This is a genomic window from Streptomyces hyderabadensis (assembly GCF_020404845.1).
Taxonomy (GTDB): domain Bacteria; phylum Actinomycetota; class Actinomycetes; order Streptomycetales; family Streptomycetaceae; genus Streptomyces; species Streptomyces hyderabadensis.
On the sequence record NZ_JAIOJZ010000025.1, the window covers coordinates 26554 to 39053 of the forward strand.

Annotated in this window: 11 protein-coding genes and 2 tRNA genes; 6 read left to right on the top strand and 7 right to left on the bottom strand. The window is 71.1% G+C overall.

Going from position 1 to position 12500, the window contains the following annotated elements; translation table 11 throughout:
- Nucleotides 1-141: 141 nt before the first annotated feature.
- Nucleotides 142-218: transfer RNA gene (locus tag K7854_RS20260), tRNA-Pro, on the bottom strand.
- 163 nt (nucleotides 219-381) lie between these two features.
- On the opposite strand from K7854_RS20260, the gene K7854_RS20265 reads away from it, so the two are divergent.
- A tRNA-Gly gene (locus tag K7854_RS20265) sits at nucleotides 382-452 on the top strand.
- A 106-nt stretch (nucleotides 453-558) separates the two neighbouring features.
- On the opposite strand, the gene K7854_RS20270 is transcribed toward K7854_RS20265, so the two are convergent.
- Entirely contained in the window at nucleotides 559-753 is a 195-nt protein-coding gene (locus K7854_RS20270) for a hypothetical protein (protein ID WP_052838144.1), read from the bottom strand.
- A gap of 722 nt (nucleotides 754-1475) precedes the next feature.
- Here K7854_RS20270 and K7854_RS20275 point away from each other — a divergent pair.
- Nucleotides 1476-2660, top strand: a complete 1185-nt coding sequence (locus K7854_RS20275) for an acyltransferase family protein (protein WP_226027958.1) — start codon at nucleotides 1476-1478, stop codon at nucleotides 2658-2660.
- Nucleotides 2661-2670: 10 nt separating this feature from the next.
- Here K7854_RS20275 and K7854_RS20280 read toward each other — a convergent pair whose 3' ends face one another.
- Nucleotides 2671-3156 carry an HD domain-containing protein gene (locus tag K7854_RS20280; RefSeq protein ID WP_226027959.1) on the bottom strand — a complete coding sequence of 162 codons (486 nt, stop codon included), beginning with the start codon at nucleotides 3154-3156 and terminating at the stop codon, nucleotides 2671-2673.
- A gap of 48 nt (nucleotides 3157-3204) precedes the next feature.
- Nucleotides 3205-4392 carry a PP2C family protein-serine/threonine phosphatase gene (locus K7854_RS20285; protein ID WP_226027960.1) on the bottom strand — a complete coding sequence of 396 codons (1188 nt, stop codon included), beginning with the start codon at nucleotides 4390-4392 and terminating at the stop codon, nucleotides 3205-3207.
- A 162-nt stretch (nucleotides 4393-4554) separates the two neighbouring features.
- Here K7854_RS20285 and K7854_RS20290 point away from each other — a divergent pair, with 162 nt between their 5' ends.
- On the top strand, nucleotides 4555-5826 hold the full coding sequence (locus tag K7854_RS20290; RefSeq protein WP_226027961.1) for a GNAT family N-acetyltransferase: 1272 nt from the start codon (nucleotides 4555-4557) through the stop codon (nucleotides 5824-5826).
- A 10-nt stretch (nucleotides 5827-5836) separates the two neighbouring features.
- On the opposite strand, the gene K7854_RS20295 is transcribed toward K7854_RS20290, so the two are convergent.
- On the bottom strand, nucleotides 5837-6667 hold the full coding sequence (locus K7854_RS20295; RefSeq protein ID WP_226027962.1) for an Fpg/Nei family DNA glycosylase: 831 nt from the start codon (nucleotides 6665-6667) through the stop codon (nucleotides 5837-5839).
- A 228-nt stretch (nucleotides 6668-6895) separates the two neighbouring features.
- Nucleotides 6896-7381: a ribose-5-phosphate isomerase gene (locus K7854_RS20300; protein ID WP_226027963.1), complete on the bottom strand. Its 486-nt coding sequence runs from the start codon at nucleotides 7379-7381 to the stop codon at nucleotides 6896-6898.
- Nucleotides 7382-7589: 208 nt separating this feature from the next.
- On the opposite strand from K7854_RS20300, the gene K7854_RS20305 reads away from it, so the two are divergent.
- On the top strand, nucleotides 7590-9035 hold the full coding sequence (locus K7854_RS20305; RefSeq protein ID WP_226027964.1) for an amino acid permease: 1446 nt from the start codon (nucleotides 7590-7592) through the stop codon (nucleotides 9033-9035).
- Between the two features lie 71 nt (nucleotides 9036-9106).
- Here K7854_RS20305 and K7854_RS20310 read toward each other — a convergent pair whose 3' ends face one another.
- Nucleotides 9107-9691, bottom strand: coding sequence for a biotin transporter BioY (locus tag K7854_RS20310; RefSeq protein WP_226027965.1), 585 nt, complete (start codon nucleotides 9689-9691; stop codon nucleotides 9107-9109).
- 333 nt (nucleotides 9692-10024) lie between these two features.
- On the opposite strand from K7854_RS20310, the gene K7854_RS20315 reads away from it, so the two are divergent.
- Both K7854_RS20315 and K7854_RS20320 read left to right on the top strand, forming a co-directional pair.
- A complete protein-coding gene (locus K7854_RS20315) occupies nucleotides 10025-11410 on the top strand; it encodes an amino acid permease (protein WP_226027966.1) in 1386 nt (461 codons plus the stop codon).
- A gap of 152 nt (nucleotides 11411-11562) precedes the next feature.
- Nucleotides 11563-12204 carry a superoxide dismutase gene (locus K7854_RS20320; RefSeq protein WP_226027967.1) on the top strand — a complete coding sequence of 214 codons (642 nt, stop codon included), beginning with the start codon at nucleotides 11563-11565 and terminating at the stop codon, nucleotides 12202-12204.
- The last annotated feature ends 296 nt before the right edge of the window (nucleotides 12205-12500 follow it).

Here is a 12500-nt window from a genome sequence, read left to right on the forward strand (position 1 = left end):
TTGGGTTCTGCCGGAACCAGAGTGTGTCCGGCAAATTTCGCCGCCCGGAGACTTCAGACGCTGAGACACACGGGCGTGCAGCTTGCATAGTAACGGCAGCGACTACACGGCCCAAAAGGCGATCACTCGGTGGTCGGTCGATGGTCGGGGTGGCGGGATTTGAACCCACGGCCTTCCGCTCCCAAAGCGGACGCGCTACCAAGCTGCGCCACACCCCGTCTGGTGCGACACGTAGGGTACATGCCGCCGGGCGCCGGGGACCGCGGAGTTTCGCGGGCGTCCGGGAAGGTCCGGCGCGGACCGGAAGGGGTGTGCGGCGAGGCGGGGCGACCCGCTACGATGCGTGCAGTGCCGCGGTCACCGACCCGCGGCGCCAGCCGTGCGGGCGTAGCTCAATGGTAGAGCCCCAGTCTTCCAAACTGGCTACGCGGGTTCGATTCCCGTCGCCCGCTCCGAGAGGCCTCCGGCCCGGTCCCCCAGGGGATCGGGCCGGAGGCCTTTGTGCGGTCCGGGACCGGTCCGGGCCCGGGGCGCGGGCCGGTCCGGAGCCGCGCGGGCCTAGAACTGGATCGAGTTGATCGTCTCGGCTATCGAGTCCAGGAAGCGCTGGATGTCGTCGGCCATGCCGGTCGAGGCCAGGAAGAAGCCGAAGAGGACCGCGACGACCGCCGGCCCCGCCTTGATCGAGCCTCCCCGCAGCAGCACCACCAGGATGATCCCCAAGAGCAGCACCACTGACAGTGAAATGGCCACAACTGATCACACCCTCGGTCGGTCCGCACTCCCGCCCGGAGGTGCGGCACCGCACACCCCCGCCAGAACCATCGTGCCACCAACCGGGCCCCGTCATGCGGCAGGTGACACATCGTCCGGCCGGTTCCGTGGGCGGCGCGCTCCCCGGCGCACGCGGGCACACGCCGCCGTCACGCCCCGTACAGAATTTCGATATATCACCCGTACGGGGAATTCGACGCGCTTCGTTTCCATGTCCACACAACGCGTTCGCAGGTAATTCGAATTGTCGCGGCGGACACATCGGCGGGAGCTTCGACGGAACATCGCAGGACGCGTCGACAGGTTCATCACAGGGAGATCACAGGATCACCCTCGGAGCCCGTAAGCGCATTGAAGCGGACATTCCAGCGGAGTCGCCTCCTGGCCTTATGCGCTGTTTAGTCGTGATGTGTCATGACAAGTGGGGTGCGCCCGGCGGAGCTTGGCCGCCCGGCCGCGCCCCATGGTGTGGGGGCCGTCACGCGCCCGAAGAGGCCGAGTTCCCGGAATAGCGGGGTACTCGAACGGTACTCACGCCGCACTCACACGGTACTCAAGACGCGAAATGCGGGAATGACGTCGAGGGTTTTACGGAATCACACGGAGAACGCTAGGGTGCCTCAGATGTTCTACGCTGCCTCGTCCCCCACCAGAGCAGCGAGGTCCTGTGGTCACTCGCCGAGTTCTCGGCGGGGGGTTGCATGACTAGCTCGCTGCTACCTCACGGCGACCGGAAGTCGCCGTCCCCGCCCTCCCCGCCGAGCCGGCAGCGCGACGCGTTCTTCGACAACGCCAAGTACCTGGCGATCGTGCTGGTCGGCGTGGGCCACGCCTGGGGCCAGATCCTGGACGGCAACCGGACCGTGGAGACCCTCTACCGGGTCCTGTACACGTTCCACATGCCGGCGTTCATCGTCATCTCCGGCTACTTCTCGCGCAGTTTCGACCTGAGCCCCAAGCGCGTCAAACGACTGATCACCGGTGTCGCCGTCCCGTACCTCGTCTTCGAGGTCGCCTACACGCTGCACCGCCGCGTCAGCGAGGACCCGCAGAGCGACTTCAGCCTGCTGGACCCCACCTACCTCCTGTGGTTCCTGTGCGCGCTGTTCGTGTGGCGGCTGACCACCCCGATCTGGCAGACGGTCCGGTGGCCGCTCCCGATCGCCCTCGGCATCGCCGCGCTGGCCTCCGTGACGCCCAGCGTCGGCAACGACCTGAACATGCAGCGGGTGCTGCAGTTCCTGCCGTGCTTCGTGCTGGGCCTGGTCCTGCGCCCCGAGCACTTCCAGCTGGTGCGGCGCCGCTCGGTGCGGATCCTGTCGGTGCCGGTGGTCGCGGCGGCACTGGTGATCGGCTGGTGGTCGGTGCCGCGGATGGAGACCGGCTGGTTCTACCGCAACGCCGCCGTGCAGGGCACGGGCGCCCCCTGGTGGTCCGGGCCCGTCCTGACGCTCGCGCTCTTCGGCTGCTCCGTGGTGCTGACCGCGTGCTTCTTCGCCTGGGTGCCGGGGCGCCGCATGTGGTTCACGGCACTCGGCGCCGGCACGATCTACGGCTATCTGCTGCACGGCTTCCTGGTGAAGGAGGGCCTCTACACCGGCTGGTTCCAGCACTCCTTCCTGGACACGCCGCTCGGTGAGATCGGGCTCACCGTCCTCGGCGCCACCGTCGTCACCCTGCTGTGCACCAAGCCCGTCCAGCGGGTGCTGCGGTACGTGGTCGAGCCGAGGATGGACTGGGCCTTCAAACGGGATCCCGGTGCCGCCGCCCGGGACCGTGCGCAGCGGGACCGGTCCGGGGCGACGTCCGAGACGCGGTCCGGAGCGCGCGACCGGGAGACCGCGCCCGCCGCGCCGAACGGCAGCGGCCAGAAGGTCTCCGTCTAGGACCGGTGGGTCATTCCTGGCCGAGGAGTGCGCGCATGCGCGTGTACTTCTCGGCCAGTCGCGTGCGGGTGGCCTCGTCGAGGACGGCCAGCCGCGCGGGGTCGGCGTTGTGCGCCAGGTCCGCCTCCTTGACCAGCCGTGCGCCGGGGGTGGCCAGGATCCGCGCGGCGTACGCCTCGGGCAACTCCCCCGCCCGCTTGGTGAGGGCCAGGACGATGTCCTTGGTGCGGCGGCTCAGCGGTGCCTCGTCCAGCCAGCGCTCGGTCAGCGCGTCGTCCTCGACGGCGTCGTGCAGCCAGGCGGCCGCGATCTGCTCGTCGTCGCCGCCGCGGCGCCGCACGCCCTCGGCGACGGCCCACAGGTGCTCGGCGTACGGCCGGCCCGCCTTGTCGGTCTGTCCGGCGTGGGCGGCGCGGGCGGTGGCCTCGACCTGGGCGAGGGAGAGCGGTGGGGCGGGCGGTCCGGGCGGTCCGGAGTCGGGGGACACGGGCGGCATGGGCCCAGTATGTCGGTGCGGGCCCCGGTCCGTCGGCGGAGGGGGTGTTCAGTTTGCCGTCGGCGCGGACTGGGCCGTGGGGCCCTCCCGGCAGATCAGCAGCAGCGCCCGGTCGTCGTTGACGTCCTTGGCCACCGCCTCGATCAGGTGCCAGGCCGCGCCGTGGAAGCCGCCCGCGACATAGCGGTCGGCCTCGCCGGTGAGGCGGTCGATGCCCTCGGCGATGTCCCGGTCGGAGGTCTCCACCAGGCCGTCCGTGAACAGCATCAGCACGTCACCGGGCCGCAGCGAGCCCTTCACCTGGTCGAACTGGGCGCCGTCGTACACGCCGAGCAGCGGTCCCTCGGCCGACTTCTCCTCCCAGCGGCCGGTGCCCGCGCTGAGCTGGAGGCCCGGCGGATGTCCGGCCGAGTACAGCTCGTAGTCGCCGGAGTCGAGGTCCAGGACGAGGTGGATGGAGGTGGCGAAGCCCTCGTCCCAGTCCTGGCGGAGCAGATAGCCGTTGGCGGCCGGCAGGAAGGCGTGCGGGGGCAGGCTGCCCAGCAGTCCGCCGAAGGCCCCGGACAGCAGCAGGGCGCGCGAGGCCGCGTCCATGCCCTTGCCGGAGACGTCGGTGAGGACGACCTCCAGGGTGCGGCCGCCGTTGGTGCGGGCCGCGACGACGAAGTCGCCGGAGAAGGACTGCCCGCCCGCCGGGCGCAGCGCCATCTCGCGGTGCCAGCCCTTGGGCAGCTGGGGCAGCTTGCTCTGGACGCGGATGCGTTCGCGCAGGTCGAAGAGCATGGTGCCGCCGCGCCGCCAGGGCACGCCGACCCGGCTGCGGAACTGGGCGACCAGGAGTCCGAAGAAACCGCAGGCCGCGACCACCAGGACCACACCGGGCGTGACCCGGGAGGGGCCCTCGGTGTAGGGGCCGAGCTGCACCGACTCCACGATCAGCGCGGTGGCCGCCGCGGCGTACAGGCCGAGCAGGCTCGCCGGGCGCAGCAGCAGGCCGCCCGCGACGATCGGGATGACCAGTGCGGAGGGCGAGCACCACACCGAATTGGCCATCGTGGTGGCCGCGATGACGGGGATCGTCAGCAGCAGTCCGGCGAGCGCGATCCAGTCCGAGCCGTCGCCGCGGAAGTAGTCGACGGCGGCTCGGCGCACGCCGACGCGGGCCCGGTGCCACTGCTTCTTCCACCGGGCCGCGAACGTCTCGGCCTCCGCGCGCCGCTGTCGTCCTGCTGCCATTAGTTCGGGACCCTATCCATCGAACCGGCCGCTTGGCACGGGAGGTCCTACTTGTCCCCCGTCCGAGGCCGGACTTCACAGTGAACTTCACGAACGGCTCCCGCGCCGCCACCCCGTGGAAATTGTCTCGCTCCGCTCGCCCGGCCCTGGTACGCATGCAGCATGGAACGGTCGACGAGTGATGACAGCGGTGTGACGGCGGAGCCGAGGGTCCTGCGGCGGGACGAGTGGGACAGGTGGTACGGGACGCTGATCCGCGCCTTCGGCGGGGTTCCGGAGCCGGCCGAGGAGCTGGAGCTGTTCCGGGAGCTGACGCAGGTCGACCGGTCGATCGGCGTCTGGGAGGGCGACGGGGAGGACGAGCGCTGCGTCGGCACGGCGGGGGCGTTCGCCTTCCGGATGACCGTGCCGGGCGGCACGCCGGTGCCCGCCGCGGGCGTGACGATGGTGAGCGTCGCCGCGACGCACCGGCGCCGGGGCGTACTGACGTCGATGATGCGGCGGCAACTGGACGACGTACGGGCCTGGGGCGAGCCGCTGGCGGTGCTGACGGCCTCCGAGCCGGCGATCTACGGCCGGTTCGGGTACGGCGCCGCGACCTTCGCGCTCAACGCGGAGATCGACACGAGCCGGGTCCGGCTGTCGCTGCCGGCCGGTACGGACGACGTACGGCTGCGGTACGCGGAGCCCGCGGACGTCATCGACGCCTGCGAGGCGGTGTACGCACGGCTGGTACCGGGGCGGCCCGGGATGCTGGCCCGGCGGCCCGGCTGGGAGCGGCTGGCGCTGCTGGACCCGGAGAGCGGGCGGGACGGTGCCTCGCCGCTGCAGTGCGTGGTCGCCCGGCGGGACGGCGAGGTCACCGGGTACGCGCGGTTCCGGGTGCGGCCCACCTGGGGGCCCGAGGGGCCCAAGGGCACGGTGGTCCTCGACGACCTGGCCGGGCTCGATGCGGCGACCGAGGCGGCGCTGTGGCGCTTCCTGTACGACGTCGACCTGACCTCCACGCTGACGGTGCGGGGGCGGCCGGTCGACGAGGCCTGGCAGTACCAGGTGTCGGACATCCGGCGGTGCCGGCCGGAGCTGCGGGACGCGTTGTACGTACGGCTGGTGGACGTGGGGGCGGCGCTCGCGGCGCGGACCTACCAGGCGCCGGTGGACGTGGTGTTCGAGGTCGAGGACGCCTTCTGCCCCTGGAACGCGGGGCGTTGGCGGCTGAGCGGCGACGCGAAGGGCGCGTCGTGCGAGCGTACGTCGGACGCGGCCGATCTCGCCCTGTCCGTACGGGAGTTGGGGTCGGCGTACCTCGGGGGCGTGAGCCTCGGTTCGCTGGGTGCGGCCGGGCGGGTGCGCGAGGTGCGGGCCGGGGCGCTGGCGGCGGCGTCGGTGGGGTTCGGGTCGGACGTGGCGCCGTGGCTGCCGCACGGGTTCTGAGCGCGGGGCGCTAGCGCCGCTGGCAGGTCGGGCACCAGAAGAGGTTGCGGGCGGCGAGGTCGGCGGTGCGGACCGGGCTGCCGCAGAGGTGGCAGGGCTGGTTCGCCCGGCGGTAGACGTACACCTCGCCGCCGTGGTCGTCGACGCGGGGCGGGCGGCCCATCGCCTCCGGGGTGTGCTCGGGGCGGACGGTGTCGATGCGGTTGTTCCGCACGCCCTCGCGCATGAGGGCGGTGAGGTCCTGCCAGATCGCGTCCCACTCGGCGCGGGTGAGGTCCTTGCCGGGGCGGTACGGGTCGATGCCGTGCCGGAAGAGGACCTCGGCGCGGTAGACGTTGCCGACGCCTGCGATGACCTTCTGGTCCATGAGCAGGGCGGCGACGGTGGTGCGGCTGCGGGAGATCCGGCGGTGGGCGGCCTCGGGGTCGGCGTCCGGGCGCAGCGGGTCCGGGCCGAGGCGGTCGTGTATCGCCTGCTTCTCCGGGTCGGTGATCAGGGCGCAGGTGGTGGGGCCGCGGAGGTCGACGTACGCGGTGTCGTTCACGAGGCGGAGGCGGACGGTGTCCGTGGGCGGGGGCGCGGGGGCCGGACCGAAGGCGACCTTGCCGAAGAGGCCGAGGTGGATGTGGACCCAGGCGGGGCTGTCGGCTGCGTGCTCGGCTGTGCCGAAGCCCAGGAAGAGGTGTTTGCCGTGGGCGTCGGCGGTGGTCAGGACGGTGCCGTCGAGGAGGGCGGCGGAGTCGGCGAACTTGCCCTGGGGGCTGGTGACGTGGACTGCCGTCCGGGCGAAGGCGGCGGTGTAGTCCTGGGCCAGCCGGTGGATGGTGTGCCCCTCTGGCACAGGTCTGTCCTTTCTACGTCCTTCGCCCACCCGCCCACCGACTCGGTGGGCCAACCCGCCCACCCGACTCGGTGGGCCAAGAGGCCCGACTCCCCACGGGGCTCCGCCCCGCCCCCGGCGGGGACTCCGTCCCCCGCACCCCTGCCGGCCCGCTTCCCCGCCCGGTGAGTTCACGTCGGGGTGCCCCCGGTGGTGGTGCGCCGGGGGCGGTGAGGTGGGTCGGGGCTGTTACTGCTGAGGGTGGTGGGGCGGGATCGGGGGGAGGTCGCCCGTGGTTTCGTAGGACGTGAGCATGTCGATGCGGCGGACGTGGCGTTCGTCGCCGGAGAACGGGGTGGCGAGGAAGGTCTCGACGAACTTCGTCGCCTCGTCCTGGGTGTGCATGCGGGCGCCGACCGCGACCACGTTGGCGTTGTTGTGCTGGCGGCCCAGCGACGCCGTCTCCTCGCTCCAGGCCAGCGCCGCGCGCACGCCCTTCACCTTGTTCGCCGCGATCTGCTCGCCGTTGCCGGAGCCGCCGATCACGATGCCGAGGGCGTCGGGGTCCGCGGCCGTGCGCTCGGCGGCGCGCAGGCAGAAGGGCGGGTAGTCGTCCTGGGCGTCGTAGATGTGCGGGCCGCAGTCGACGGGCTCGTGACCCGCCGTCTTGAGCCATTCGACGAGGTGGTTCTTGAGTTCGAAGCCCGCATGGTCCGAGCCGAGATACACGCGCATGCGACGAGTGTGACACGCGGGCCCAGTGGCGGACGCTTCGGGTGGCGGCCCTGAGAAAGGCTGGTGAAACTTCGGAAGCTCAGGGAAAGCTCAAGTAACGATCCGGAATCAAAGGTTCCCGAATCCGTTCACCTCCGTTTCACTGGTCCGGCTCGTACACCGCTCGTACGGGAAAGTGCTCGACCGGCGCAAAGGAAACCCTCCCCCCATGACTTCGCAGCCGACCTTGACCAAGCCCGAGGAGGGGCCCGCGGGCCCCTCGGGACCCGGATCCGGGCTTCAGGCCGGGCTCAAGAACCGCCATCTCTCGATGATCGCCATCGGCGGCGTCATCGGGGCCGGGCTGTTCGTGGGCTCCAGCAGCGGTATCGCCACCGCGGGTCCCGGCATCCTCCTGTCGTACGCGCTCGTCGGCACGCTCGTGGTGCTGGTGATGCGGATGCTCGGGGAGATGTCGGCCGCCAATCCGACCTCCGGGTCGTTCTCCGCCCATGCCGACCGGGCGCTCGGGCCCTGGGCCGGGTTCTCCATCGGCTGGCTGTACTGGTTCTTCTGGGTCGTGGTGCTGGCCGTGGAGGCGACGGCCGGGGCGAAGATCCTGGAGGGGTGGATCCCCGCCGTGCCGCAGTGGGGGTGGGCGCTGATCGTGATGGTCGTGCTGACCGCCACCAACCTCGCCTCCGTCGGCTCCTACGGCGAGTTCGAGTTCTGGTTCGCCGGGATCAAGGTCGTCGCCATCGCCGCGTTCATCGTCGTCGGCGGGCTGGCCGTGTTCGGCGTGCTGCCCGGCGTGGACAGCGAGCAGGCGGGGCTGGGGAATCTGACCGAGCACGGCGGATTCCTGCCGAACGGGGCCGGGGCCATCCTCACCGGTGTGCTGCTCGTGGTGTTCTCGTTCATGGGCAGCGAGATCCCCACCCTCGCCGCCGGCGAGTCCGAGGACCCGCAGCGGGCCGTCACCAAGGCGACCAACAGCATCATCTGGCGCATCGCCGTCTTCTACCTCGGGTCCATCTTCGTGGTGGTCGCGCTGCTGCCCTGGGACGCGCAGTCGATCGTCGACAAGGGCTCGTACGTCGCCGCGCTGGACTCGCTCGGCATCGCGAACGCCGGTCAGATCATGAACTTCATCGTGCTGACGTCCGTGCTGTCCTGCCTGAACTCCGGGCTCTACACCGCCTCCCGCATGGCCTTCTCGCTGGGTGAGCGGGGTGACGCGCCGCGGGCCTTCTCCCGGACCACCCGGCGCGGGGTGCCGCGGACGGCGATCCTGGTGTCCGTGGTGTTCGGCTTCGTCGCCGTCTTCTTCAACTACGAGTTCCCGGACTCCGTCTTCCTCTTCCTGGTCAACTCCTCCGGCGCCGTGGCCCTCTTCGTGTGGCTGGTGATCTGCTTCTCCCAGCTGCGGATGCGCCGGATCATCCAGGCCGAGGCGCCGGAGAAGCTGGTGGTGCGGATGTGGCTGTTCCCGTACCTGACCTGGGCCGCCGCCGCCCTGATCGTCTTCGTGCTGGGCTACATGCTGACCGACACCGAGCACGACGGGCGCACCACCGTGCTGCTCTCCCTGCTCGTCGCCGCGCTCGTCCTCGTGGTCGCCTTCGTCAAGCAGCGGATCGCCGGGCGCGGGGCCACCGCCGCCGAGAAGGGCTGACCGGCCCACGAGAGGGGCCCGCCGGATCGCTGCTGCGCTCCGGCGGGCCCCTCTCGTGGGCCTGCGGCGTACTACCGCTTGTCGACCAGCTTCCACGCGGTGGGCAGGACACCCATCGCCAGCGCGGCCTTGAGCGCGTCGCCGATCAGGAACGGGGTGAGGCCGGCCGCGATCGCCGCGGTGAGGGACATGTCGGCGGCGAGGGCCAGGTAGGGCACGCCGACGGCGTAGATGATCGCCTCGCCGAGCACCATCGTGCCGGCCGTGCGCAGCATCGAGCGGTCGGCGCCGCGGCGGGCCAGGGCGCCCACGGCCGTGACGGCGAGCAGCATGCCGAAGACGTAGCCGAGGGAGGGGGCGGCGGTACCGGAGCCGCCCTCCGCGAACCACGGCACGCCCGCCATGCCGACCAGGGCGTACAGCGCGAGGGAGAGCAGGCCGCGGCGGGCGCCGAGCGTGGTGCCGACGAGCAGTGCCGCGAAGGTCTGGCCGGTCACCGGCACCGGGGAGCCGGGCACCGGCACCGCGATCTGGGCCGCGACGCCGGTGAGCACGGCGCCGCCCGCCACCAGCGCGACGTCCCGGACTCGGGAGGAGGGGATGAGGTCGGCGAGGACCTGCCCGGAGCGGCGGGCGGAAACGGCAGCGGTGCTCATGGGGACTCCGCGGTGGTGTGGACATGTCGGGACACCGCGACGCTATCCCAGCGCCCGGGGGCCGATCACCAGCAGCGCCCGACAAAGGCCCGCTCGTCGGCTTGGTGGGCTCCCGACAAAGGCTGCGGGATACACCTGGACTCGGGTGACACCGGTCACCGAGGGGGTGAGGCGGGCGTCACCAGTAAGCGGAATATTGCATTCGGATGATCACATTCCGTATCCGGGTCGTCCGTATCGTGGGCAGCCGCTGTCGCCGGGCGGCACGAGACCCGAAACTGTGGGCGCTTTTGCCCCTGTCCCGAGCCCCCCACGCATTGGACGAGCCGCTCCATGTCCAACAGCACCGCCACCGACGCGCCCCGGCAGCCGGTGGACTCCCCCCTCTCCCACGGCCTCAAGCAGCGCCATCTGTCGATGATCGCCCTCGGCGGGGTGATCGGCGCCGGGCTGTTCGTCGGCTCGGGCGCCGGTATCGCCGCCGCCGGGCCCTCGATCGTCGTCGCCTACGCCCTCTCCGGTCTCCTCGTGATGCTGGTGATGCGGATGCTGGGCGAGATGTCGGCCGCGTACCCGTCCTCCGGTTCCTTCTCCGCCCATGCCGAGCGGGCGATCGGCCCGTGGGCCGGCTTCACGGCGGGCTGGGCCTTCTGGGTCCTGCTGTGCACGGCCGTCGGACTGGAGGGCATCGGTGCCGCGCAGATCGTGCACGGCTGGCTGCCGGGCACACCCGAGTGGGCGTGGGTGGCGCTGTTCATGGTGGTGTTCTGCGGCACCAACCTGGCCGCCGTGCGGAACTTCGGCGAGTTCGAGTTCTGGTTCGCCGCCCTCAAGGTCGGCGCGATCTCGCTGTTCCTGGTGCTGGGCGTGCTGGCGATCTGCGGCGTGCTGCCCGGCACCGACTCCCCCGGCACCTCCCACCTGGGCGACTTCCTGCCGAACGGCGGCAACGGCCTGATCATCGGCCTGCTCGCCTCGGTGTTCGCCTACGGCGGCCTGGAGACGGTCACCATCGCGGCGGCCGAGTCGGAGAACCCGGTCAAGGGCGTGGCGAGCGCCGTGCGGACGGCGATGTGGCGCATCGCGCTGTTCTACGTCGGCTCGATGGCGGTCATCGTGACCCTGGTCCCCTGGGACTCCCCCGAGGTCGTCGAGAAGGGCCCGTACGTCGCGGCTCTCGACGAGCTGGGCATCCCGGGCGCGGGCCAGCTCATGAACGTCGTGGTCCTGGTCGCGCTGCTGAGCGCGATGAACGCCAACATCTACGGGGCCTCGCGCATCGGCTACTCGCTGGTCGAGCGCGGCCAGGGCCCGAAGGTGCTGGGCCGGGTGTCGGGCGGGGTGCCGCGGATCGCGGTGCTGGTCTCCTCCCTCTTCGGCTTCGGATGCGTGCTGCTCAGCTACTGGCGGCCGGACGACGTCTTCTCCTGGCTGCTGAACATGATCGGCGCGGTCATCCTGGTCGTCTGGATCTTCATCGCCGCCTCGCAGCTGCGGCTGCGCCGCCGGCTGGAGCGGGAGACGCCCGAGAAGCTGGTCGTGCGCATGTGGGGCTTCCCGTGGCTGACCTGGGTGGCGCTGGCGGGCATGGCCGCGGTGTTCGTGCTGATGGCCCGTGAGCCGGACACCCGGGTGCAGCTGTACTCGACGGGCGGAATGACGCTGGCCCTGGCGGCCGTCGGCTACGCCCGGCAGCGGCGGGGAGCCGCCCGCCGCTAGCCCGGCACCCGGACACCCCGAGGGCCCTCGCACGGACGCGTGCGGGGGCCTTTTTCGTGTGCACCCGGCCCGCCCCTCCATGCCTCCGGAGTCTCTTGCTGCTAGCGTGCACTTGCAAGCCTTTTGCAATAAGAGGTCGGAGGGGATCCGCCATGTCCGTCTACACGCTTCCTGAACTGCCGTACGACTACTCGGCGCTGGCTCCCGTGATCAGCCCCGAGATCATCGAGCTGCACCACGACAAGCACCACGCCGCGTACGTCAAGGGCGCCAACGACACGCTGGAGCAGCTCGCCGAGGCGCGGGACAAGGAGACGTGGGGCTCGATCAACGGCCTGGAGAAGAACCTGGCCTTCCACCTCTCCGGCCACATCCTGCACTCGATCTACTGGCACAACATGACCGGCGACGGCGGCGGCGAGCCCCTGGACAAGGACGGCGTGGGCGAGCTGGCCGACGCGATCGCCGAGTCCTTCGGCTCCTTCGCCGGTTTCAAGGCGCAGCTCACCAAGGCCGCCGCGACCACCCAGGGCTCGGGCTGGGGCGTCCTGGCCTACGAGCCGCTGAGCGGGCGCCTGATCGTCGAGCAGGTCTACGACCACCAGGGCAACGTCGGCCAGGGCTCCACCCCGATCCTGGTCTTCGACGCCTGGGAGCACGCCTTCTACCTGCAGTACAAGAACCAGAAGGTCGACTTCATCGACGCCATGTGGGCGGTCGTCAACTGGCAGGACGTGGCCGCGCGTTACGAGGCCGCCAAGTCCCGCACCAACACGCTGCTGCTGGCCCCCTGAGAGCCGGCCCCGGTCGTCCCGCCTCGTGATCGTCTTCTCAACCTTCACCGGGCGGGCGGAATGAGGAGAGCCCCCGCGAGGACGTGACTCGCGGGGGCTCTCCGTCTCCCCGGCGGTCCTTGCCGTCTCCCCCGGCGGTCCTTCCCGTCTCGCCCGTCGGTCGCCGTCTGGGCAGGGCGGTGCCGCTTTGCTAGCTTCGAGCGCATGGTTGCCCAGGCCCGGAACTTCACGTCGCGTCGCTATGTCGACCTGCGACGCCAGGGCACCGCCACCTGTCGCCGTCCTCGCGTGAGCTG

Excerpts from the sequence above, each read along its gene's own strand:
- K7854_RS20310 (WP_226027965.1), bottom strand. The coding sequence starts at position 9,691 with ATGAGCACCGCTGCCGTTTCCGCCCGCCGCTCCGGGCAGGTCCTCGCC.
- K7854_RS20280 (WP_226027959.1), bottom strand. The coding sequence starts at position 3,156 with ATGCCGCCCGTGTCCCCCGACTCCGGACCGCCCGGACCGCCCGCCCCA.
- K7854_RS20285 (WP_226027960.1), bottom strand. The coding sequence starts at position 4,392 with ATGGCAGCAGGACGACAGCGGCGCGCGGAGGCCGAGACGTTCGCGGCC.
- K7854_RS20300 (WP_226027963.1), bottom strand. The coding sequence starts at position 7,381 with ATGCGCGTGTATCTCGGCTCGGACCATGCGGGCTTCGAACTCAAGAAC.
- K7854_RS20275 (WP_226027958.1), top strand. The coding sequence starts at position 1,476 with ATGACTAGCTCGCTGCTACCTCACGGCGACCGGAAGTCGCCGTCCCCG.
- K7854_RS20305 (WP_226027964.1), top strand. The coding sequence starts at position 7,590 with ATGACTTCGCAGCCGACCTTGACCAAGCCCGAGGAGGGGCCCGCGGGC.
- K7854_RS20320 (WP_226027967.1), top strand. The coding sequence starts at position 11,563 with ATGTCCGTCTACACGCTTCCTGAACTGCCGTACGACTACTCGGCGCTG.
- K7854_RS20315 (WP_226027966.1), top strand. The coding sequence starts at position 10,025 with ATGTCCAACAGCACCGCCACCGACGCGCCCCGGCAGCCGGTGGACTCC.
- K7854_RS20290 (WP_226027961.1), top strand. The coding sequence starts at position 4,555 with ATGGAACGGTCGACGAGTGATGACAGCGGTGTGACGGCGGAGCCGAGG.